Origin of the sequence: Methylotenera sp. L2L1, from assembly GCF_000744605.1 — a bacterium.
Classification (GTDB): Bacteria; Pseudomonadota; Gammaproteobacteria; order Burkholderiales; family Methylophilaceae; genus Methylotenera.
This window is the reverse complement of sequence record NZ_JQMG01000001.1, coordinates 1,536,346-1,559,794: the sequence shown is the minus strand read 5'-3', so window position 1 is coordinate 1,559,794 and position 23,449 is coordinate 1,536,346. Positions and strand designations below refer to the sequence as shown.

General features: G+C 42.6%; 19 protein-coding genes. 10 read left to right on the top strand and 9 right to left on the bottom strand.

Features of this window, described 5'->3' with window-relative positions:
• Position 1: 1 nt before the first annotated feature.
• Complete coding sequence (locus FG24_RS07500; protein WP_051901474.1) at positions 2-1,423, bottom strand: lipopolysaccharide kinase InaA family protein; 1,422 nt, start codon at positions 1,421-1,423, stop codon at positions 2-4.
• Between the two features lie 370 nt (positions 1,424-1,793).
• Between FG24_RS07500 and FG24_RS07495 the strand changes: the two genes are divergently transcribed.
• Entirely contained in the window at positions 1,794-2,651 is an 858-nt protein-coding gene (locus FG24_RS07495) for a lysophospholipid acyltransferase family protein (RefSeq protein WP_036302303.1), read from the top strand.
• A gap of 8 nt (positions 2,652-2,659) precedes the next feature.
• Here the strand turns inward: FG24_RS07495 and rfaP are convergent, their stop codons facing one another.
• The gene (gene rfaP, locus FG24_RS07490; protein WP_036302302.1) at positions 2,660-4,663 is read right to left on the bottom strand and encodes a lipopolysaccharide core heptose(I) kinase RfaP; all 2,004 of its coding nucleotides are present in this window, start codon (positions 4,661-4,663) and stop codon (positions 2,660-2,662) included.
• Positions 4,664-4,691: 28 nt separating this feature from the next.
• On the opposite strand from rfaP, the gene waaC reads away from it, so the two are divergent.
• Both waaC and FG24_RS07480 read left to right on the top strand, forming a co-directional pair.
• A complete protein-coding gene (gene waaC / locus FG24_RS07485; RefSeq protein WP_036302301.1) occupies positions 4,692-5,666 on the top strand; it encodes a lipopolysaccharide heptosyltransferase I in 975 nt (324 codons plus the stop codon).
• A 155-nt stretch (positions 5,667-5,821) separates the two neighbouring features.
• Positions 5,822-6,547, top strand: a complete 726-nt coding sequence (locus FG24_RS07480) for a hypothetical protein (protein ID WP_051901473.1) — start codon at positions 5,822-5,824, stop codon at positions 6,545-6,547.
• A gap of 31 nt (positions 6,548-6,578) precedes the next feature.
• Here the strand turns inward: FG24_RS07480 and FG24_RS07475 are convergent, their stop codons facing one another.
• From FG24_RS07475 to FG24_RS07460, 4 genes are read right to left on the bottom strand one after another with little or no spacing between them, the layout of a single operon-like run.
• Positions 6,579-8,138, bottom strand: coding sequence for a hypothetical protein (locus FG24_RS07475; protein ID WP_036302300.1), 1,560 nt, complete (start codon positions 8,136-8,138; stop codon positions 6,579-6,581).
• A 6-nt stretch (positions 8,139-8,144) separates the two neighbouring features.
• Positions 8,145-9,212 (bottom strand): glycosyltransferase family 1 protein, encoded by a 1,068-nt coding sequence (locus FG24_RS07470; protein WP_051901472.1) that lies wholly within the window; start codon positions 9,210-9,212, stop codon positions 8,145-8,147.
• Between the two features lie 2 nt (positions 9,213-9,214).
• Positions 9,215-10,324 (bottom strand): glycosyltransferase WbsX family protein, encoded by a 1,110-nt coding sequence (locus tag FG24_RS07465; protein WP_036302299.1) that lies wholly within the window; start codon positions 10,322-10,324, stop codon positions 9,215-9,217.
• Positions 10,325-10,335: 11 nt separating this feature from the next.
• Positions 10,336-11,154, bottom strand: a complete 819-nt coding sequence (locus FG24_RS07460; RefSeq protein WP_036304078.1) for a glycosyltransferase family 2 protein — start codon at positions 11,152-11,154, stop codon at positions 10,336-10,338.
• 245 nt (positions 11,155-11,399) lie between these two features.
• On the opposite strand from FG24_RS07460, the gene grpE reads away from it, so the two are divergent.
• The 3 genes from grpE (at position 11,400) to dnaJ (ending at position 15,201) form a co-directional block, all read left to right on the top strand.
• Entirely contained in the window at positions 11,400-11,912 is a 513-nt protein-coding gene (gene grpE / locus FG24_RS07455; RefSeq protein ID WP_036302298.1) for a nucleotide exchange factor GrpE, read from the top strand.
• Between the two features lie 134 nt (positions 11,913-12,046).
• Positions 12,047-13,969: a molecular chaperone DnaK gene (gene dnaK, locus FG24_RS07450; RefSeq protein WP_036302296.1), complete on the top strand. Its 1,923-nt coding sequence runs from the start codon at positions 12,047-12,049 to the stop codon at positions 13,967-13,969.
• Positions 13,970-14,070: 101 nt separating this feature from the next.
• Positions 14,071-15,201 (top strand): molecular chaperone DnaJ, encoded by a 1,131-nt coding sequence (gene dnaJ / locus FG24_RS07445; RefSeq protein WP_036302295.1) that lies wholly within the window; start codon positions 14,071-14,073, stop codon positions 15,199-15,201.
• A 243-nt stretch (positions 15,202-15,444) separates the two neighbouring features.
• Here dnaJ and FG24_RS07440 read toward each other — a convergent pair whose 3' ends face one another.
• From FG24_RS07440 to ybaL, 3 genes are all read right to left on the bottom strand, one after another.
• Positions 15,445-15,822 (bottom strand): septal ring lytic transglycosylase RlpA family protein, encoded by a 378-nt coding sequence (locus FG24_RS07440; RefSeq protein ID WP_235189738.1) that lies wholly within the window; start codon positions 15,820-15,822, stop codon positions 15,445-15,447.
• Positions 15,823-15,869: 47 nt separating this feature from the next.
• Positions 15,870-16,466, bottom strand: a complete 597-nt coding sequence (locus FG24_RS07435; RefSeq protein WP_036302292.1) for a LexA family protein — start codon at positions 16,464-16,466, stop codon at positions 15,870-15,872.
• Between the two features lie 918 nt (positions 16,467-17,384).
• Complete coding sequence (ybaL, locus tag FG24_RS07425) at positions 17,385-19,076, bottom strand: YbaL family putative K(+) efflux transporter (RefSeq protein WP_036302289.1); 1,692 nt, start codon at positions 19,074-19,076, stop codon at positions 17,385-17,387.
• A 164-nt stretch (positions 19,077-19,240) separates the two neighbouring features.
• On the opposite strand from ybaL, the gene creB reads away from it, so the two are divergent.
• The 4 genes from creB to FG24_RS07405 all read left to right on the top strand — a co-directional run bounded on the left by creB (position 19,241) and on the right by FG24_RS07405 (position 23,405).
• Entirely contained in the window at positions 19,241-19,921 is a 681-nt protein-coding gene (gene creB, locus FG24_RS07420) for a two-component system response regulator CreB (RefSeq protein ID WP_036302288.1), read from the top strand.
• A 36-nt stretch (positions 19,922-19,957) separates the two neighbouring features.
• The gene (creC, locus tag FG24_RS07415; RefSeq protein WP_235189737.1) at positions 19,958-21,379 is read left to right on the top strand and encodes a two-component system sensor histidine kinase CreC; all 1,422 of its coding nucleotides are present in this window, start codon (positions 19,958-19,960) and stop codon (positions 21,377-21,379) included.
• Between the two features lie 95 nt (positions 21,380-21,474).
• Positions 21,475-22,872, top strand: a complete 1,398-nt coding sequence (creD, locus tag FG24_RS07410; RefSeq protein ID WP_036302286.1) for a cell envelope integrity protein CreD — start codon at positions 21,475-21,477, stop codon at positions 22,870-22,872.
• 137 nt (positions 22,873-23,009) lie between these two features.
• Positions 23,010-23,405 (top strand): M23 family metallopeptidase, encoded by a 396-nt coding sequence (locus tag FG24_RS07405; RefSeq protein ID WP_235189736.1) that lies wholly within the window; start codon positions 23,010-23,012, stop codon positions 23,403-23,405.
• Positions 23,406-23,449: the final 44 nt, after the last annotated feature.

Here is a 23,449-nt window from a genome sequence, read left to right as displayed (position 1 = left end):
TTCAATCACTTAAAATTTTCGCTTTTATGAGCGGAGAATGATCTACATAAACCACTTTAAAAGCCTGTAAGAACGCATTATACAGGGATGTGTCATCTTTCCAATTTCGCATAAAGCGTCGTAAGTCTTTTGCATGTGCTTTTAATGCGAAATATTGACAATGATGCTGTTGCATGCTGTCTAAATCAATCAACATAGGACGAGCGTCCAACATTTTGATATTGCTGAATTTCATATCGCCATGAGATAGTTTTAGCAAATAAAGGCGGTAAAACAACTGGACTATCTCTTTAACAGTCTCATCACGTGTGGCAGATGCTTCAATCTGGGCGAAATAGCTGGCTACATCTGGCGCCTCGACATATTCACTTAAGAAGTAAGCTTTGCCTCTTAAGCAAAAGTCTCGCTGCTCAATTAGAGCGATAGGTTTAGGGGTATTAATCCCGAAAAATTGTAACCGATAAGCATTTGCCCAAGAAACAGAAGCTCGTGTTTGGCGAAACATTCTACTTAAGCGATGCGTCACGTTTTTGATGTTATAGCGCTTGATGACCACATCAGCACCACCAAATTTAGCCAATGCGACCGTACACGTGTTGCCGCCTTTAAGCAAGCTAGCCTTAGCAACCAAAGCATCAAGCTGCTCAGTTTCCGATGGAATAGGTAAACTTGAAAAATCACTAGCCCAAGCAACAAAGCAATGTCGATACTGCTGAATATTGACATCCGTACACTGACGAAACACTTTTTTATCTGCATACATCGATGCGGTTTTTTGACGATATGTATTGACCAACCGCGGCACAGTGGTTCGATGCGGGAATGTTTTCCAATCTCGAGCTTGCGCATAAACCGTCAACAAGTCTTCGATCCAATATTCAAGATCTAAAACATCAAATTTTGATAACAATAAACTCAGATTATGCAAAGCTGTTTTTTGATCTAACTTTGCATAATGGCGTATACCATCGCCATCAATCGTATAAATATGCTCAGTTGTGGCTAAGAAATTCTTTGGGTACAAATCTGTTTGCAGCAAACCAGCTTGATGATGGCTTGCCACTACCTTGACTAGCTTGGCGGCCAAATCAAACCGAGCCTGCTGGCTTGATGTAGCCAACAATTGCTCCGTATTAACCGCGTCAGCAATTGCGGCAAAAATTAATACATAAGCCAATGCACCATCAACGCTAGACTCATCTTGACCTAACAAGGGTGGCGTTAAAATACTCGCAGCTGCCAAATAATTCACGCCTGACAAATCGCGCAAATAATGCTGCTTGGCACGGGCACCATAAAAAACCTTAGCAAAGACGGCTTGTCCGCCCCAGATACCACGCACCACTATGCGCTGCTGGGGGACTGTTCGTACAATCTCCTCAACAAGTATAGGCTCTGAATTATTTAATAAAATTTGCTGCAAGCTAATGGCTTAAATGATTATATTTTTTGAAATTTAGAATTTAGATATAACTGTTAAAACAGATTCATTACAATTCACACATACGTTGAAATTAATCATCAAAAAGTTTACTCCTGCTCTTCTTGTTTTGTACTTAACCAGTGTTGTTTTACAGTTAGTAACGCCTGAAGGCAACAAACAATTTGAAATCATGATGCTACTGCGATTATAACTTCTCGCTCAACTTTTTCTATGTGATTATTAATAGCAATTGTGAATGATGAATTCTAGATGAAAATTATCCTATCAAGTTTCATGTAATAATAGCACTTAGCTTTTATTAGCCACGCCAACCCTATCGCTACAGTCGGTGACTAAACACTTTAACCATATGCTCATATTTATTAGCAAACTCTTAGCCTTTTTACCGCTACCTTTTATCCACCAAGTCGCAAAAGCACTTGGTTGGGCGCTGTATTTCTGTAACGCCAAAAGCGCACGTATACAGCGCAGTAATATTTTGCAGAGCGGTTTATGTGAAGGCGAAGATGCTATCAAGCAACTAATTAACGCAAACATCACAGAAACAGGAAAGTCATTATTAGAGTCCCTAGCAATCTGGGGGAAAAGTGAGTCCGAGCTATCAACCCTAGTCAAAGGGATAGACGGCTGGGACGATGTAGAAGCCGCGTTATCCTTAGGTAAAGGGCTGATTTTCTTAACGCCTCATCTAGGCTGCTTTGAAATGACCTCTATTTGCTACGGCTCGAAACATCCGGTGACCGTACTGTATCGACCACCAAAGTTAAAATTTTTACAGGCGCTTATTGTGAAAGGCAGATCACGCACAGGCGTCACGCTTGCCGAAGCAAATGCTAATGGTGTGCGCAAGCTTATGCAGGCGCTTAAGCGAGGCGAAGCAATTGGTATTTTGCCAGACCAAATTCCAGCTGAGGGCGAGGGCGAATGGGCGGATTTCTTTGGCAAACCTGCTTACACCATGACTTTAGCCAGTAAATTAGCAGAAAAAACCGGCGCTAAGGTAATGATGGTGTTCGGAGAAAGACTCAGCAACGGAAGCGGATATCATATCTATTTTAATAAAGTAGATTCAATCGCCACACCTACCTTATTAAACCAAGCAATTGAGCATCAGGTAGCGCAAAAGCCAGAACAGTACTTATGGCAATATAACCGGTATAAAGCAAGGCGTCATGCAATGCAGAAATTGAACGCGCCTAAAAACTAAGCAATCACTTAGTAATCAACAGCTTCTCTCTCCGCTTTCACTCGTTTCTGGAATTTATCGCTATTAAACCTAGCGTATAACTTGTACGCGCGCTTATCAACTTGTTGCCAGAATTTTGCATCCTGCGGTAAATAGTGCGTTTTAAATACTTCCAAATCCTGTGCGGTGAAACCATAATCCATACATGAGAACATCAAACCGGCAATGTCTTTGCGCACAGCACTGCCATGAATAGGCTGGTGATGTAGTACTCGATGCAGATCTAATAAATAAAACTCCGTATCAGCGGTGACGAGAACATTACGCTGCAATGCAATATGGCACAAGTAAAAATCGCGATGACTTAAACCTGCACCATGAAAATGCTTGGCTAACTTAGCAACGGCAATCAGCATCGCCTGACGTTCTGCCTGACTAGGCGGATTGGCAATCCATGTTTTACAAATGTCCTCTAATGAAACGATGTCGCCTAAGTCTTCAGTCAGTAAAAAGGACTGCTGACTCGCTGCACAGCGACCTTTAACCCCATAGGCTGCAATCGGTGTGGTGCGAATGCCTAATGCAGTCAATGTTTGTATCGCATGTACTTCTGTCATCGCACCAATCACAGGGCGCTTTGCACTTAAATAATTTTTAACGAGTTCTTTCCAGCCCACACCGCCATGCTGCTTAACAAAATATGAGCGGTCATTAAGAGCCACACGCATGGTTTTACGGTTGGCGGCAGCACGAACAGTGAATCCGCTAAGTGCCATAAAATCGTCAAAAGACATGCCTTTTAGTTGTGCATCATGCTCAGGCGCAACCCATAACAAAAGGTCTTTATTGTTTGTATCCGAGGTTACTTTGAGTAGTGGTGTTTTCATGGTGTCTACAATATTAGTCAGTATACGTGCCTCCGCTTGCCCGGGGTTACGCTGCATGAGCTGCTGTGCATAACGTCGCCCTGCTTCTTGGTAAGCCTGAAGATGCCCTTGCAGTAAATTAAGTAACGCCGCATTGAGATCATGCTGTGAGAATGGAGACTTTAGGACAGCGCCAGCCTGCGCTTGTTCAATATGTGAGGCATACCCACATTGGTCGGTGGTAATCACGGGCAAACCACAAGCCATTGCTTCTAGCAACACGTGCCCTGCTAATTCACGTCGTGCCGGATGTATCATCACATCACTCGCCTGCATGAGCTGAGGAATATCATCACGCCCACCCAACACTTTAATTTGCGCCTCTAAACCCAACTCTGCAATCTGCTTATTCAAATGCTGTGCTGAATCTTGTCCAATAATTAACAGCCTTACCTGCTGACGTAACGCATCGGGCAAGGCATGCAGGGCTAGCACTGCACGGTCGGCTCCTTTAGTTTTAAAACCAGACCCAACTAATAATAAAACAAAATCTTCAGCTTTAAAGCCAAAACTTGCTCGCATATCTAAGCGCAATGCTTGGCGTTTATCAATATCCACATCACCATCTACACCTCTAGGAGCACCAAAGCGTTGTTGCGATAAAAATGGCGGTATTAAGTGAAAGCGTGCATCGGGGGTGTGATACCAACGCTGGAATAGGGATTGCTCAGCCTGTGTCAGCGTTAAAATATGACAGTGACCGCTCACATTAAAAATAGCATTTTCTGCCCGTTGAAACCACTTAAACCTAGGGGTATAACGATACCACCAAGGCCGCTCGTCATAAGCTTTGGCTACAAAACAGGAGTCGGCTGCAAAATACACATCCAAGCCAGCCATCCGATTGAAACCTACAACTAAATCCACATGACTGGCGTTTATTTCTTGCTTAATATTTTGAATCAAATCTTCATGCTTCTGATGGTTCAACCAGCCCTTGCTTTCGCATATTACAACTTTTAGATTATCTGGTTTCGCGCCCTGCCATTGCCCAGTAAAAACCGTGACTTCGTGACCTAGTGCTAGGCAATCTTGTGCGATACGCAACATATCGCGTTGCACACCACCATAAGGAAAATATTTAAAGATAATAAAAGCGAATTTCATTTATAGAATTGTATGCGAAAATATCACTATGAAACGTATTTTGCTGGTTAAAACCTCATCACTTGGTGATGTCATACACAATCTGCCTGTAGTCAATGATATTTTGCATCACCACCCAGATGCACATATTGATTGGGTGGTTGAAGAAGCATTTGCTGACATTCCGCGCTTACATCCTAAAGTGAAGAACATTCACCAAGTGGCAATCAGGCGCTGGCGGAAAAATCTATTAAAACAAAACACATGGCATGAAATACGCGAATGTAAGCATTTACTTTCGGCTAAACCCTATGATGCAATCATTGATACACAAGGCTTGGTAAAGAGTGCAATCATTGCTTGCGGGGCATTAGGACCAAGATATGGGTACGACAAACACGCTATACGTGAATCATTTGCCAGCCATTTCTATCAGCACACCTACAATATTTCATACCAACAGCATGCAGTGATTCGCAATCGCTCATTGGTGGCACAAAGCTTGGGTTACATCGTTCCCAACAGCGCACCAGACTATGGCATCCAAGCCCCTCAGCTAGAGATCGAGTCTCTTAACATCGAGATTAACAGCCCTTATGTGATTGGCTTACATGGTACCAGCCGAGACAGTAAATTATGGCCTGAATCACATTGGGTGAATTTAGCAGCAGCACTTTACGCACAACAACTAAAATTATTACTACCTTGGGCCAGTCAGGCTGAATACGCACGCGCACTAAGAATTGCCAGCGCAGCGACCAATGCAGTTGTATTGCCTAAGCTTAGGATTGCACAATTAGCCAGCTTAATTTCAAAAGCGCGCTATGCAGTCGGGGTGGATACAGGTCTATCACATCTAAGTGCAGCTTTAAGCACGCCTACCGTTGCCATCTATACTGACACCAACCCTGAGCTGACAGGCGTCATGGCAGGTGCCAATGCTCCTGCCATCAACCTAGGCAATATTAATGTGGTTCCTAGCGTTGATGAGGTCATCAATGCGCTAGAAGCACTATCAGTCTAACTTCAATCCAAGCTATTAATGCCTCAATGACAGCTCAACTTTAAAACCGACTCTAAAGGTTGGTTCTAAAATCAAACAGACCAACACAAGTTGTATAATGTAAGGATTGTTTACTAAATATCGTCACTGCTAGTGGCACTCATAGATTAATACTTATGCGCACTTCATCGTTATTGTCAGCAGCGTCTTTAGAAGGTGCCCAGATTATTGAATTCGACCCGAGAGGTCTCAAAGTGCTCAAGCTTGCGCATGGCAATATATTGAAACTATTCAGGTTACGTAACCAGTGGAGCATTGCGCGGTGGTACGGTTATGCACAACGATTTTGTGCCAATGCAAAACGCTTGCATCAACTAAACATACCAACCGTGAAGATCATCGACACTTACTTGCTGGCCGATGACTCTGCCTTCAGCTCACTACCTGCCCCCATTACCTTTAAACCTAAGCAGCGTGGAGCTAATCAAACATATGCTGTTGAATACGTACCACTACCTGGCAACACACTCAAAGAACTACTCCTAAGCCAAGCGTTAACCAGCACTCATGTACTACAACTCGGTGCATTTATTGCACGTTTGCATGATTCAGGCGTGCACTTCCGCTCCCTACATTTAGGCAACATCGTGCTAACACCAGATGGCGAGATGGGATTAATTGATGTGGCAGATATGCGCATTTACCCTTGGGCACTATGGTTTAACACACGCATGCGGAGCTTTCGTCATGTGACGCGCTATGCCAAACTAAACGAACAATTTGGCAAGCAATATTGGCAACTGTTAACCGACACTTATATTCAACAAGCCAAATTAAGTGGCAAACAATCGCAAGTGTTTCAGAAAACAATGAAAACGTTTTTAGATAACCCGCCTCATTAAAGCCTTTAGCTCAACAACTTAAACCATTTAACTAATGGATGCGACGATAAACAAAAGTTCTTTTCTTCTTTTTATGGCCATAAAAGACTTTGTCTTGCTTAAACTGAGTTAAGTGCGTTTGCAAATAAACCTCTTTAGCAGCGCTATCTGCTTTGAGATTAAGATTAATCACCACAAACTCATATTGATTAACACGACCATCCTCAATACGCTCAACTAAATATTGCCACTCATCGTAATTTCTATCTTCATAAGGCTTTTGTGCATAAAATCTCTGTTTCTCTGAAGTATAAAGTACAGCTTGTTGTTTGCTATCGACAAGGGACTGCTGCACATACTCCACTGCGTTTATTTCGTAGTGATACCCATCACGTTTAGGCAGCACATTGCTAATAAAGCCCACCAGTACAATAGTCGCACAGAGCACCAGCACTGCTCTATTGCTAAATGTGGCATGTTTCCACTGCTGTAAATGCACTTCTGCAGTAACGCTCGCAACAGCAATAAGTACAAACCCAAATAGAACGACATAGCGCCCAGATAAGATATTCACTTTAAATATAATCAAACATGCAATCACCCAAGTAATTGCCGCAAAAACACTTAATACCTTGAATGTATCTTTATCCAGCGCACCTCGTGATTGATGCGTGTTGGATAATGCAAGAATTGCTGGTGACCAACCCGCAACAAAGAAACATTTAATTATGCTGATACTAAAAAGTGAAAGCAAAACGGTAAACCAAGCGAACTCCTTAAATGGCTCACCAATCACTTGATCGCGCATAATATCCACACGGTGTATCAAGTTTTGTTTAATATTCTGCTCAATATCAGAGAAACCAGTAAGCAACTCTTTTAATCGACCTAGTGCATCTAAGTTAATACTATTAGACATAATGACTGCAAGCAGAGCTAATATTCCCAGTAAAATAAAGAATACATAGGCACGGAATAACACTTGAATAGTATTAACGTTATCCCTAGATTTCGGAAACGCCAATACCACTAAAGGAAGTGCGAGTATATAAACAGCCCCCTCAATACGAAACAATGTCGCAACCAAAACCAACACCTGCCAAGCGAGTGCACTTTTAATAGCTCCGTGTTTATACAACACAATAAATTGCCACAACGCCAACAACATAAACGCCCAATACCCTTGGTCACGGGTAGACATAGGCATAATGTCACCAACGATATAGGTAGACCCGAAAAGCATTAGGGTCGCCAAAATCTGTGCACGCTGATTACCGCCAAGTTGGGTAACGATTTTAATCAACGCCCATAGGCTCGTTGCAAAAAAAGCAACACTTAAACATTGCGCACTAGTCTGTACAGATAGACCTGTCACCATATGCACTAGGGCAATCAGACTAGGATAGAAAGGCCATTTAAACATACTGGCAGCAACTTGCCATTGCCCATCAGCAATTAAACGTGCCATTTCAAAATATAAAATGGAATCAGAGGTTACCCAGCCACGCTGCAAATAAATAATCCATATGGCAATAAGAACCGCAGCGCCAATTAACAGCACGCTCAATTGCTGTCGCATCATTAATTGGGTTAGTTTTTTTAAAGGCATCATCTTCAATTATCGGCTAATCATTTGTGATTGAAGGTCTTGCGTAAGCATTTGCGTCAATTCAACTAAGTCTTGTCGCTCCAGCTCAGGATGATACTGCTGTGCCAGCGCTGACCTTGCATCAGAACACTGCTGCACGTCAATCTCCCCATTATCTATACGCTGAGCAGCCTTGAGTACAGCTTGCGAAAATCCACGGATATCTCCATTAGCAATCTCTTCAAATAACGGCGCATGCCAATACTCTTTGCCGCCTTGACCGGTGTAGCCAATGACTAGATTACCAGCCAACGCTGCCTCAATTGGTGGAAGACCTAAACCTTCTAACTCGCTAAACGACATAAAGATTTTTGATTCGCCTAATTTCTTTGCCACTTCGGCAGGGCCCATTTTATCAATAGGTTCAATGCGCCAATTTTTTGGTAGGTGTGCGGCTAAAAAAAACAAAACCAACTCGGCATGTTTTTTAAGTTTACGCGGCATATAGGTAATCACATTTTGCTTCACTATCGCAGGTTTGAATAAATCTGCATCCACTGAGATATGTAATCGCTTGATCCTATCTTTGGCATGCGGGAATAGGTAAACCAAACAATCATAAATGTCTTGTGACACACATAAAATGATACGTGCATTTTCGTAGGCAATTTTTGCCTTTTCAAAATGTGTTTTACGGTTAATCAAGTAACCATTTTGCACAAAAATACCATAGTTGATTCCCTTGTTAGCAAGGATGGCCGCTTCACGAACCGCCCACATCTCATGAACGATATAAAGCTCATGATTGTTATCAAAAATATAATTATCTTTAAACTTTAAGTTTTCAAAATGCCAATGACACCTGAACTTTGGGTTTTTAGCATGAAGGATCTGCGCCTCAGCAAGGTCTGTGCAGTAAGTGTTAATAATAGAAGTATGTGCGTAAATAACCTTAGTGCCACCAGAGGCCCTGACGGCATCTGGACATAAGTAAGTGATTTTTATCTTAGTGTTTTCATCAACAGGGCGATTAACTAGCCTATATCTTAAATGCCTAAATTTAGAGATAAGGTGAATAACTTTGTTATAAACGCTCAACTTCACCCTCTCTTCTCTACAGCGTTCAGGTCGCGTGAAAGTGATTTAGCAAAATCTCGGTAAAGTTCCAGAAGTGAAAATCCAAACTGATCATCAGGTTCAATCACATTACCTTCAGCCCATTCATTCCATGATTTAATCAAGACAAGCTGTGTCGAATTATCTTGAGGGCGCGCTAACAATTGAGCTTTTATCGCATCTAAATGTGCTTTAAATTGGTCAATATCAAACCCCTTTAAAATCGTGCCACGCTTAAGATGACGTGGGCTGGTATCCCATCCCGTAAAGACCACCGGGACTTGCTTGCTATCATGAGATAAGCTGCTATAGCGGGTTGCGAGTGCTTCATAGTCATAAACAAACGGACCTAAATTTTGCAGATGAAATTTACGCGTCAGTTTTTCTAGGCAATATGACCACAGCCTATTCTTCTTACGGTATTTAAATATCGTGGCAGATTTAGTGTATCCATCAAACTGTGATGCCCAAACACTGTTATCGTCTGTATTGTCAGCTAGCCAATAAATTCCCGCATAGCCGTGCTGCTTAGCCAGCGTATTAAACGTATTTAAAAACACGCCTAAATCTGGAATCTCTTTAGGATTAAATATTGAGAATACCGGTTTATTCTCAATAATAATGTATTGCCCAGACTGAAAGTGCGGCAATAACTGCATGAAATAATCCGTATAGTCCTGAGCACCTAAGTATAGCTGTGGCTGTAACGTAATATTCTCGCGCTTGTTATACCAAGTATGGTTAGCCCAACAAAACGCATAGCGAAATGGAACGTGCTGCTCCAATACCACTTGCATGGGCTTTTCAAGCAGCTTCTTACCTTGGCCAAACCAGTAATCGAATACCAAGAACCCATCCACACAATGCGCTTGCGCAATATCGTTTTGCCACGCAAGTACATCAGGATTAAGCAAAGAATACTGTCCAAATGGCGTTTCAGGCTTACGTAAGCGATGCCAATCAAAATAAGTGTTAGCCTCATTTAACTGCTGCCACTCGGTAAAGCCTGGGCCCCACCAACGATTGTTTTCTTCAATTTCATGAAATTGTGGCAGATAGTATGCCAAGCTGACAAGATTAGTTGTTTGTGTCATGACCTATTTACCTAAAGGTCTAACGACGCATCAGCCAAAATAGCTGCACCATCAATCCCACGCATCTTGTTACGGATGCGTTTGGCACCCTCTTGCATGTTCTTTTTGCTAGTGCCCAATTGTGGGTTAAAAATCAAGGTAGCGTGGTTGAGGTGATCAACATACATCCCTAAGCTAGCCGAATCTAAAAACAACATCTCGTAACCTGCAGCCACCATTTTTTCATGCATGACTTTACCCGCAGTGACATTACCATCTGAAAAATCAGTATTTAACTCACGAATGACATCAGTGCGGTACATCGCACAATGGCTACGTAGATAGTACTTACTTTCATCTAAACGATTAGCGTTATAGCCTTGGTAGCCGAACACATCATGCAAACACTTTTTCCATGCTTGCTCAAAGCGGATTCCCCAACGTTGTAGGCAGTTTTTAGATTCTAATTTCCAAGATCCGACACCTGCCAATTTGGCATTGCCTATAAAAGGGTTTAACAGTACATCTAGCCAATCGGCACGCTTAACAAACGTATCGGTATGAATAGATAACACATAAGGTGTATGTACTTGCGCTAAAGCAAGATCTAATGCCCGTGAGTGTGACAAAGGCACGGTATCATCAGCCTCAGGTGCACGCTCTATTAGCTTAATCCAAGACAGGCTACGCAAATACTCAACGGATGCATCCTGAGAATTGTTGTCAATGGCAATCACTTCAACTTGATCAAAATTTGTATATTTACGTAATAAACGCATACAAATTTTTGTGATTTCTAGTGTTTTATAGTTGGGCACTAAAATTGTGACCTGTTTTTTTGAATGTTCCATAGGCGTCATTATAGGGGATAAGCCATCATATTTTAAATCTGGGGTAATTTTTTTAGAGCCCATTATCATTATTAATACATACGTAAAGAGTGACCATTAGCCTTTGTTTTAGCAAGTAAATAGCATGAATTATTTTTAGCGCCTATACAAATTATCTACACAAATTAAAACAAAGCACTTGAAAACAAAAGTGGCATCCCCCACATTCCAAAAAAGGTTAATTACTTATATTAATGGGGAACTACATGCAAGAAGATCAAAACAAGCAAACTGAGCCTACGGTTACACCGATAGAAGAAAATGAAGAACAAGGCGTAGAAGCAAAGATTGCTGAACTGGAAGCGGCACTAGAAGAAGCCAAAGCAAGCGTGCTATATGTCAAAGCTGAAGGTGAAAATATCCGTCGTCGCGCGGTAGATGACATTGATAAAGCACGTAAATTTGCGCTAGAAAAATTTTCAGGTGAACTTTTAGCAGTAAAAGATAGCTTAGACGCAGCTTTATCGATTGAGGCTACAGAAGTGCAAAGCTACAAAGATGGCGTTGAACTCACTGCTAAACAGTTATCTAGCGTATTTGAAAAATTCAATATTGCTGAGATCAATCCAGTGGGCGAAAAGTTTGATCCAAACAAACATCAAGCAATTTCAATGTTAGAAAACAGTGGCGAACCAAACACTGTGACCAGCGTACTGCAAAAAGGCTACACATTGAACGACCGCGTATTGCGCCCTGCATTAGTCATGGTCGCTAAATAATTACTTTTTTTCTAAATAAAACACTTGAATTAGAAAAAACAATCACCATCTAGCAAACAAGGTTATGAATTAATCCGCGTTTAGATATATATCTTAAAAACGGATAAACAAATTTAAAGTAAAAGGAAATAAACATGGGAAAAATTATTGGTATTGACTTGGGCACAACGAATTCTTGCGTAGCCGTCATGGAAGGTGGCAAGCCACGCGTGATTGAGAATGCTGAAGGCGCACGTACAACGCCATCTATCATTGCGTATCAAGAAGATGGCGAAATCTTAGCGGGCGCACCTGCAAAACGCCAAGCAGTGACTAACCCAAAAAATACACTTTATGCAGTAAAGCGTTTGATTGGTCGCCGTTTTGAAGAAAAAGAAGTACAAAAAGACATCGGTTTAATGCCTTACACCATTGCTAAAGCTGACAACGGCGACGCATGGGTTGAAGTGCGCGGCGCAAAAATGGCACCACCACAAATCTCAGCTGAAGTTTTACGCAAAATGAAGAAAACTGCGGAAGACTATTTGGGTGAAGAAGTAACAGAAGCTGTGATTACTGTGCCTGCTTATTTCAACGACAGCCAACGCCAAGCTACTAAAGACGCAGGCCGTATCGCTGGTTTAGAAGTAAAGCGTATCATCAACGAACCAACTGCAGCTGCATTGGCTTTCGGTTTAGACAAACAAGAAGGCGACCGTAAAATCGCTGTATACGACTTAGGTGGTGGTACATTTGACGTATCTATCATTGAAATTTCAAGCATTGATGGCGAACATCAATTTGAAGTGCTTTCAACCAACGGCGATACATTCCTAGGCGGTGAAGACTTCGATAACCGTTTGATCGACTTCTTGGCTGACGAATTCAAAAAAGAAAATGGCTTAGATCTACGCAATGACCTATTGGCAAAACAACGCTTAAAAGAAGCGGCCGAAAAAGCAAAAATTGAATTGTCTGGCGCACAACAAACTGAAGTGAACTTACCATACATCACTGCGGATGCAACTGGCCCTAAACACTTGGTGGTGAAAATCACTCGTGCAAAATTAGAGTCTTTAGTAGATGACTTGATTGAGCGCACGATGGCCCCTTGTAAAACTGCGATTAAAGATGCTGGCGTGTCTATCGACGACATCACCGACGTGATCTTGGTTGGCGGCCAAAGCCGTATGCCTAAAGTGCAAGAAAAAGTAAAAGAGATTTTCGGCAAAGAGCCACGCAAAGATGTAAACCCTGACGAAGCGGTAGCAGTAGGTGCTGCAATTCAAGGTGGCGTATTACAAGGTGACGTGAAAGACGTATTGTTGCTAGACGTAACACCGTTGTCATTAGGTATTGAAACACTAGGCGGCGTGATGACTAAACTCATCAAGAAAAACACCACGATTCCTACCAAGGCATCACAAGTGTTCTCTACTGCCGATGACAACCAAAACGCTGTGACCATTCAAGTATTGCAAGGTGAACGCGAAATGGCGTCAGCTAACAAATCACTTGGTCAATTTAACTTGAGCGACATTCCACCAGCACCACGTGGCATGCCGCAAATTGAAGTGACTTTTGATATTGATGCTAACGGTATCTTGCATGTTTCAGCAAAAGACAAAGCGACTGGCAAAGAGAACAAAATCACCATCAAGGCAAACTCTGGACTTTCTGAAGAAGAAATCAAGAAGATGGAAGAAGATGCGATCAAGTATGCCGATGAAGACCGCAAGTTACGCGAGCTTGTAGATGCACGCAACGCTGCTGATGGCGCAATTCACTCTGTGAAAAAATCATTGACAGAGCACGGCGACAAATTAGAAGCAGCAGAAAAAGAAGCGATTGAAGCTGCAATTAAAGATCTGGAAGAAGCATTGAAATCAGATGATAAAGCTGAAATCGAAGCAAAAACAGAAGCCTTAACGACAGCATCACAAAAACTAGGTGAGAAAGTTTACGCAGAGCAACAAGCGCAAGCTAACACTGAAAGTGCTCAACCAAGCCCAGAAGGCGAAAAAACGGTTGACGGTAACGTAGTAGATGCAGAGTTTGAAGAAGTGAAGAAAGACTAATTTTAGCGCTAGCTTATGGTCGACAGTCGTTAGCGTCAAATGATGCTAACGACTTTTCCATTTAACAAGCAAGTCCCAACTAACTACGACAGACTAAATTTATGGCAGCTAAAAAAGATTACTACGAAGTCCTCGGTGTTAATAAGGATGCCTCTGAAGAAGAGATTAAAAAGGCTTATCGCAAACTCGCGATGAAGTATCATCCTGACCGCAACCCGGACAATCCTAAAGCAGAAGATCAGTTTAAAGAGGCAAAAGAAGCCTACGAGATGCTCTCTGACGACCAAAAACGTGCTGCTTACGATCAATACGGCCATGCCGGTGTTGACCAAAGCATGGGTGGCGGCGCAGGCGGCTTTGGTGGCGCTGGCTTCGGCGATGCATTTGGCGACATCTTCGGTGACATTTTTGGCGGTGGCGCACGCGGCCAACGCAGCAATGTGTACCGCGGTGCAGATTTGCGCTACAACATGGAAATCTCACTTGAAGACGCAGCCAAAGGCAGTGAAACCAAGATTCGCATTCCGGTGCAAGCTAAATGTGACCCTTGCAACGGCACTGGCGCAAAATCAGGTAAATCACCCGTCACCTGCCCTACTTGTGCAGGTCATGGTCAGGTGCGCATGCAACAAGGCTTTTTCTCTGTACAGCAAACTTGTCCTAAGTGCCACGGCACGGGTAAAGTCATTAAAGACGAAGATAAATGCACAAGCTGCCACGGTGCTGGCCGCGTTAAACAAAACAAAACACTCTCAGTCAAAATTCCGGCAGGCGTGGATGAAGGCGACAGAATTCGCTTAAGTGGCGAAGGTGAAGCCGGAGTTAACGGCGGACCAACCGGTGACTTATATGTTGTGATTCACCTGAAAACCCACGAGATTTTCCAACGTGACGGAGGCAACTTGCACTGCGAAATGCCAATCAGTTTTAGCACAGCAGCGCTGGGTGGCGAAATTGAAGTGCCGACACTGGATGGCTCAGCAAAAATGAAGATTCCTGCTGAAACACAAACCGGTGGCGTATTTAGATTGCGCGGCAAAGGCATTAAACCGCTGCGCTCTAGCGACTACGGTGACTTAATGGTGCATGTAGTGGTAGAAACTCCGGTAAAACTAACTACACGCCAGAAAGAACTGTTACGCGAGTTTGAAGAAAGCACACAAGCCGATGCAGGCAAACACAGTCCAAAAAATAAAAGCTGGGTAGATAAAGCTAAAGACTTTTTTGGGTAAATAATGTTTAAGTAAATTATTTAGCTAAATTAAGTCCTCATGCTTAATAAAAAGGCCTGCAACTGCAGGCCTTTTTATTTGACTCATGGCATATCTCAGCTTTTTAGATAAGCCTACCAACATATCAAAAAGGCGTTTCTAAAAACGCTTGAATTGGTATCGACTTTCGGCCCAGAGCGGACGTTCAATACCTGATTAAGTTCTGCCGCGAAACGGCGTCAAGCTTGAACGAATTGTTATGTACTACTGTACAACTTCTATACTAACCTTTATCACACCAGAAGTCAGGTTGCCAATACTACTGAATGCAGACTTTGAAAGATCAATAACTCGACCTTTTGCGAAAGGGCCACGATCATTTACTTTCACAACGACGCTTTTGCCATTACTCTTGTTCGTTACCTTTACACTTGAACCAAAAGGGATTCTGTTATGAGCCGCTGTTTTTAAACTATGGTGATACCGCTCTCCGCTAGCCGTTTTTCGATTCTGAAATTTGTCATCATAAAAAGAAGCTTCTCCCGATTCTGTATGTCCTATCCAATTGTCGCGATCCCCAGTCGGTATGCTGCTACAACCGGACAAAGCTAGTAAAAATACGATTATCGATAACGTTTTCAAATTGAGCTCCATCTTTCAGTTTCTAGTGTGTTGCATCGACAGTATTGCTAGTAACTCCTAAACTGTCCGGCAACAACACCATAGATTGCAAATTGCTCTTTAGGTCGGATGATGTCAAAGTCTTTATTGGCCGGGATAAGTACAAACATATCTTTTTCTTTGCCCAAGGTCTTGATGGTGAATTTATCATCAATGATAGCAACAACGATATCGCCAATATTGGCAAAAGGTCTTTTTTCGACAATAACAGTATCTCCATCCAAGATACCTAGGTCTTTCATTGAGTCACCTTTAACTGGAATTAATTCAGTGACTGAGGGTTTTTTTACGAGATACTCGTCAATCGTAATGTAATCTACACCATCATTATAGGTTGCAGTAAATCCACCGGCTTGCACCGTATTGCTTGAGAGAGGGCGCTCGAAGAAGCGCTTCCCTGGGCTTAATTTTTTGTCCGGAGCAATCTCCAGAAACCCCATCAATTTCAAGCGAGCAACCAATTGAGCAACCGTATTTTTTGATTTCACTTTTAACAGTGTTTGCATGTAGCTGTAACTTGGCAACGAGCGATAGGTAGAAAAGTAGTCTCTTAGCTGTCCCAGTTTCTCAATATCAGACTCATGCACTTTATTGAAATCAGTCATGTGTGAATATCCTGTATTTATGTATAATTATCATTGAAAAGAACGTTCGTTCTTATTATCAATCGAATTGATCATAATGGCAAGCTAAGTGGTTTTTATATTTGAGTGCTTACTTTAATCATGCAACAGTTTTTTACCGTATTCACCACAAGGCCATGTAGCCGCGGCTGCGGCTGCGCATGAGAAAACTCGCGTATTGGACCCAAGTTCCTTCGAGCTACCAAGCTTAACTCCAATAGTGGTAGTGAAAAAGGTAATAGTTTACAATCGGTGAAACAGGATTGCTTCGTCTCTATAATTACTGTTAGGTATTTTGTTGGCAAATGAAAGCTATTAATATTTGTTTAGTGCTCTACTTTGTAATACTGAATGTTTTTGGTGTTTTATGCTGTTTACACATTTATAACAACGAGAGAGATTCTGATAATTGGCCAAGTACATTTGCCACAATAAAATCAACTCGGACTTTTGAGTTGAAAAGCAAATTTAACACACTGCATTGTTTAGGATTAAGTTATGAGTTTGAAATAGTGCAGAAAAAATTCAATTCATTCGGTACATTAAAGTGCCATGGCAATGAAAGTAAAATTCAAGCAATAAGCCTATCATATAAAACTGGCACTAAAATCAAGGTGTTTTATAACCCCAATGACCCAAGCTGGGGTTGGCTGTCTCCGCCTAACAGAGGCAATCTTTTTTGGTATCTATTATTTTTTGCTAATATTTGTTCATTAGGACTCTTTCTAATAGTTAAATTTTTGTTCAAATCTACAAAAAATGAAGGCATCAAACTTTGATACCTAACCCATCATTCAAGCGGGACTGGCTAAAGCCAGCCCCTTAATTCAAACGTTGAACGTCAGCTTTGTGCCGAAACCAGCCTCTCAGATTTGACTACTTTAAAAATAATCTAGACAGCTACTTAGGCGCAAACTGATTCACGATAAATTTAGACATCCCTATCGCCAACTCTTCTTCCCCATAAAAGACCGTGCCTAGGTTATCTTTACGTAGCAACTCAGACTCATCTTCATTATGGGTTCTTAACACAATCCTAATCTCAGGGCGCAGGGCTTTGGCTGTATCCACCATTTTGCGTACATCAATGGTATCTGGTGTTGCCACCACCAGCATTGCAGCATTGGCAATGTGCGCCTGAATCAACACACTAGGCTCTGATGCATTACCAGAAACGGCAGGAATGCCTTTCTTTCTTAGCCCCTCAACAACCTCTCGGTTTTGTTCTGCTACGACAAAAGGAATATCGCGTTCTTTCAATTCTTCAGCAATGCGACGGCCAACTCGGCCATATCCAACCAGCACTACCTGCCCTTCTAAATATTTACGCTCAGTACTCATTGGCAGCTCAGCATAAGGATCTGCTCTTTTCTCCAACTCGCTTGCCAAACGAGAACGGCCAATCAACCATTTTTTAAAGGGTTCAATCAGTGAGAATAGCAAGGGGTTAATGGCGATAGAAATTAATGCTCCTGCCAGAATTAAACTCATGCCTTCAGCAGGGAGAATACCGAGCGACACGCCTAAACCTGCCAATATAAAAGAGAACTCGCCAATTTGTGCAAGACTCGCGGCAACCACTAGTGCAGTATTAAGCGGGTAGCGGAACGCTAATGTAATCGCCATTGCAGCCACAGATTTTCCGACCACAATCACAGCAACAACTGCCAGCACACTCATCGGCTTATCAATTAAAATAGACGGCTGGAACAGCATGCCGACTGACACAAAGAAAAGCACAGCGAAAGCATCCCTTAATGGAAGTGACTCTTGCGCTGCTCGGTGGCTAAATTCCGACTCCCGCATCACCATGCCTGCAAAGAATGCGCCTAGTGCAAACGAGACATTGAAAAGTGCAGAAGCACCATAAGCAATGCCTATTGCAGCGGATATCACCGCAAGTGTAAATAGTTCGCGTGAGCCTGTTTTTGCAACGTGCCATAACATCCAAGGCAATAAGCGCTTACCTACACCAAGCATAATCACGATAAATGCCGCGACTTGTAGCAGTGTCATGCCTATGGTGTGCCAAATTGAAACTGACTCATTGCCTAATGCAGTGCCGCCCAGCAAGCTAGCTAACGGCGGCAAAAGTACCAGTACCAATACCGTAATTAAATCTTCCACCACTAGCCAACCAATCGTAATCTTGGCATTGATGCTTTTCATCAAATTTCTAGACTCTAGAGCCTTCAGTAGCACAACGGTACTCGCACAAGACAACGACAGGCCAAATACCAGCCCTTCACCAAAAGTCCACCCCCAAACACTAGAAACATACATCCCGAGTAGCGTAGCAATCGTCATTTGTACAAGTGCACCTGGTATTGCGATGCGCTTCACAGACATTAAATCTTCAATTGAAAAATGAAGCCCAACACCAAACATAAGTAACATCACGCCGATTTCTGACAGCTGAGAAGCGATATGCGCATCTGCAACAAACCCTGGGGTCGCTGGCCCGATCAAAATACCAGCCACTAGGTATCCCACCAATGCTGATAACTTCAAGCGCTCTGCAATAAAGCCAAAAATTAAAGCAAGGCCAAACCCGGCCGCGATAGTAGTAATGAGTGTTACGTTATGTTCCATAGGTTTTTATATCTCTACAGTACTAACAATTAAGTTAGGTGTTTGATTAAACAATTTTTTGATTATATTTAAGAATAAGGCAAGCATGAGGTATGCTCAGATTGATTCTACCAACAAAAACAACCAAATCACATAAAAATAAGTTTCTCATCTAAAATAGCCGCATGTCACACGTACTAATCATAGAAGACGAGCCTGCCATAGCGGAAACGCTGATTTACGCATTTAAAGAAATCGGCATGCAAGCCACGCATAAATCGCTTGGCGCTGATGCGCTTATCGAGCTTAATCGTCACAGCTATGATTTTGTGTTGCTGGATGTTGGTTTACCCGACATGTCAGGCTTTGATGTTTGCAAAAAGATTCGGGAGACTTCACAAATCCCACTGCTATTTCTCACCGCACGTAATCACGAGATTGACCGAATTGTAGGCTTAGAAATTGGCGCAGATGATTATGTGACTAAACCATTTAGCCCGCGTGAGGTAGTCACCCGCGTAAGAACAATTTTACGGCGGACTGAGCACCATGCTGAGATGGCTAAGCCAGCAAAAAATATCTCACACTTTGTAGTAGATGCGTTAGCGAACCGCATTCAATATCACGATAAATTTTTAGATCTGACTCGTTATGAGTTTTTATTACTCAAAACAATGATTAACCAGCCACAGCGCGTGTTTTCTCGCAATCAATTGATGGATATTGTGTGGGTAAATGCAGAGAATACGTTAGAACGTACGGTAGACGCGCATATTAAAACCTTACGCGCTAAGTTACGTGAAGTGAATGCCGAATCTGACGTGATTGTCACCCATAGAGGCATGGGCTATAGCTTGCTCAACTAATTAATGATGCGATTACCTTTCAACATGACAATCAGCTTGAAGATATTTTTAGGCTACTTCTTACTAGTAGGGTTGGCTGCATGGTTTGTGCTAACCATTTTTGTCGATGAGGTTAAACCAGGTGTGCGGCAAGCCATGGAAAACACCCTAGTAGATACGGCTAACGTGCTAGCCTCTCTTGCAAGCAATGAGGTTAAAACGGGAACGATACAAACGGGTAACTTTTCTCAAGCCATCAAACAATATCTCAGCAACCCGAACACAGCCAACATTTGGGGTGTACACAAAGACTCGACTGACTATCGTATTTACATTACAAACACACAAGGCATTGTGATTTATGACTCGGCGAACATTGCATTAGGCCATGACTATTCACGCTGGAATGATGTTTACCTCACGTTACGCGGAAAATATGGTGTACGTTCCAGCCCTGTGGTTGCTGGCGATGAGCACGGAGATAGCATTATGTACATTGCAGCACCGATTAAAGATGGCAAAAAAATCATCGGCTCACTAACGGTTGCTAAACCTAACCGTACTTTATTGCCATTTATTGAACGTGCGCAACTAAAAATCATGCGCTGGGGCTTATTGCTGTTTGTACTATCACTCGCTATCGGCATGCTGTTCACATGGCGCTTTACCCGTGCCATTCATCGGTTACGAGACTACGCGATTGCCGTAGCCCAAGGTAAAAAAGCAAGCAACCCCAGCTCCAGCAATGATGAACTTGCTGAGTTAGCCAACGCGATGCAATCCATGCGCCATGAGCTGGATGGTAAACAGCATGTACAAGATGCTATACATCAGATCACGCACGAGCTTAAAAGCCCAATCACCGCGATTCAGGCGGCAAGCGAATTAATGTCGCCTGACATGCCAGCAGCAGACCAGCAACGCTTTTTAGGCAACATTCAAACACAATCGCTACGACTGCAAAAAATGATACAAAACATTTTAGGTTTAGCGGCACTGGAGCATCAGCAACAACTGGCACACCGCACTAGCGTGCACATGAAGGACCTAATCACAGACCAAATGCAGCTACTGAAGGACAAGGCGTCCAAGCGTGGCATTCAGTTTGAATTACTTGCGAGTGATGATGGCATATTTGAGGGTGACCGCTTTTTATTAAGCCAGGCAATCAACAATCTGCTTGAAAATGCACTGGATTTTAGCCCCAACCAAAGCACCATCATCATTCAACTAGAGCGAGAACAAAATCACCTAGTATTAAGCATTAAAGACCAAGGTTCAGGCATCCCTGAATTTGCAATTGATAAAATCTTTGATAAGTTTTACTCGCTTCCACGCCCAGAATACTCTACCAGCGCGGGTCAGAAAAGTACTGGCTTGGGTTTGAATTTTGTCAAAGAAGTCGTGCTATTGCATGGTGGTACATTAACAGTTGGCAACGCCCAAGAAGGTGGGGCTAAAGCAACGATTACGTTCTAAACTTAAGCCCACTTCACACTCGCTTCACACAGGCGCATTAACACTTCACGTTAGCGCTCTATTCTACAAGCTCCAGAACACATCAGGAGCACATCATGAATCGACCATTTTTTTTAAAAGTATTAGGCATTTTCTTACTGACTGTTCTTATGTCGTGGGCAGTAAGTTACGTTAACTCGCTCATTATTGAACGTCAAACTCGGCAAGCAGATGTAAAACGAAACATCGCGCAAAGCTCAGCTGGCACACAAACCATTATTGGGCCTGTATTAGCAGTGCCATACACAGAGGAATACATAGAGTACAACGAGGAGTTTAATGCTACAGGTACTAAAGTATTAACACCTATCAGTAAGCGGGAGTCCTCTATTGCCTACTACCTGCCAGAAAACCTTGAACTGACTGGTGGTTTCTCTAATGAATACAAAAAGCTAGGCATCTACAAAGCCTTAATGTACCAGCTGGGTGGTAAGGTCACAGGTAATTTCAAACTACCTGCAAATCTCAATATATATCCTGCGCACGAAGATGGAAAAGTTACCTTTCAGCCCGCATACATCGCATTAGGCATTAGTGATACACGTGGGATTACAGGTCAGCCAAATTTCACATGGAACAACCAAGCTTTAAAGTTTGAGCAAGGCAGCAGTATTGAATCTTTAGGCAACGGCATCCATGTAACGATTGGCGTCATTACAGCAGAGACCGCGCAAAACATTCCTTTTGAATTTAATCTAAATCTACGAGGCATGGAAAACTTTAACTTTTCTCCTATTGCAGAAAACAACAAGATATCACTGCAATCAAGCTGGAGGCACCCACATTTCAGCGGTAGTTTTTTACCAGATGCAGCAACACAAAAGATTACACCAGCAGGGTTTGAAGCACATTGGGAGATATCATCCCTTTCCAGCAGCAATCAAGCAGCGCTTACCAACACATTAGCTAAACGCTGGGATGCCGCGACTGCCAACTCGAATAAATCAATGACAGATGCTGGTAGCCAGCTTGAATCGCTCTCAGTCAGCTTTGTTGAGCCAATTAACGTATACAGCCAAGCCGACCGCGCAACTAAATATGGCTTACTATTCATTGGCCTAACATTTGCAGGTTTTTTTATCTTTGAAATCCTAAAACGACTACGCATCCACCCAGCTCAATATACATTGGTTGGTCTAAGTATGGCGCTATTCTATTTATTACTGATTTCATTCTCAGAGCATATTGGCTTTGCTTGGTCTTACCTTGCTGCAAGCTTGTCATGTGTGGTTTTACTTGGCTATTACTTAAGCCATGTACTAAAAAGCAAAATGCATGGCTTTATGTTTAGCACCATGCTCATTACTTTATATGGCGCCTTATACGGCATATTAGCCTCAGAAGATAACGCACTGCTGATGGGCACACTTCTAGTCTTTGGCTTACTCGCACTCACCATGGTAGTGACAAGAAAAGTAGATTGGTACCAAATTGGTAGCATTGATAACAACTAACGCTAGATAGCAACTAAATAAACGCCCAGCCCTTCGTTCGCAACGAGAAGGACTGGGCTTCGCACATGTGAATGCTTGCATCAGATTGCCATCACTCACATGTACTTCTCACTAGCCTAATTTAAGTGTTATCTATAATGAAAAAACTATATCTCTTATTCTTTATTGCCATCATTGTCGCCTGTAACATCAAGCCCAAAGGCATCATCTCTGTAGAGGCTGCCACGCCTCTAGATTGGAACCAGCATAGCTTTTGGCATTACCCTTGGGGGAAGTCTGGTGTTCATAAAGGTATCGATATCTTTGCAAAACACGGCACACCAGTGCTTTCAAGCATAGGTGGATTAGTCATATTTACAGGCAATATCGACATGGGCGGTAAGGTAGTGGCTGTTCTCAGCCCGCAATGGCAGGTGCATTATTACGCCCATCTGCAAGCAATAAACACAACGCCATTAAGCTGGGCATCTCAAGATTGGTCGAGTAGGCAACTCAGGGAATGCTGCGGGCAAACCGCCACATTTACACTATAGCATCGTGACATTAATCCCCAACCCTACAAACATGACCACTGAAC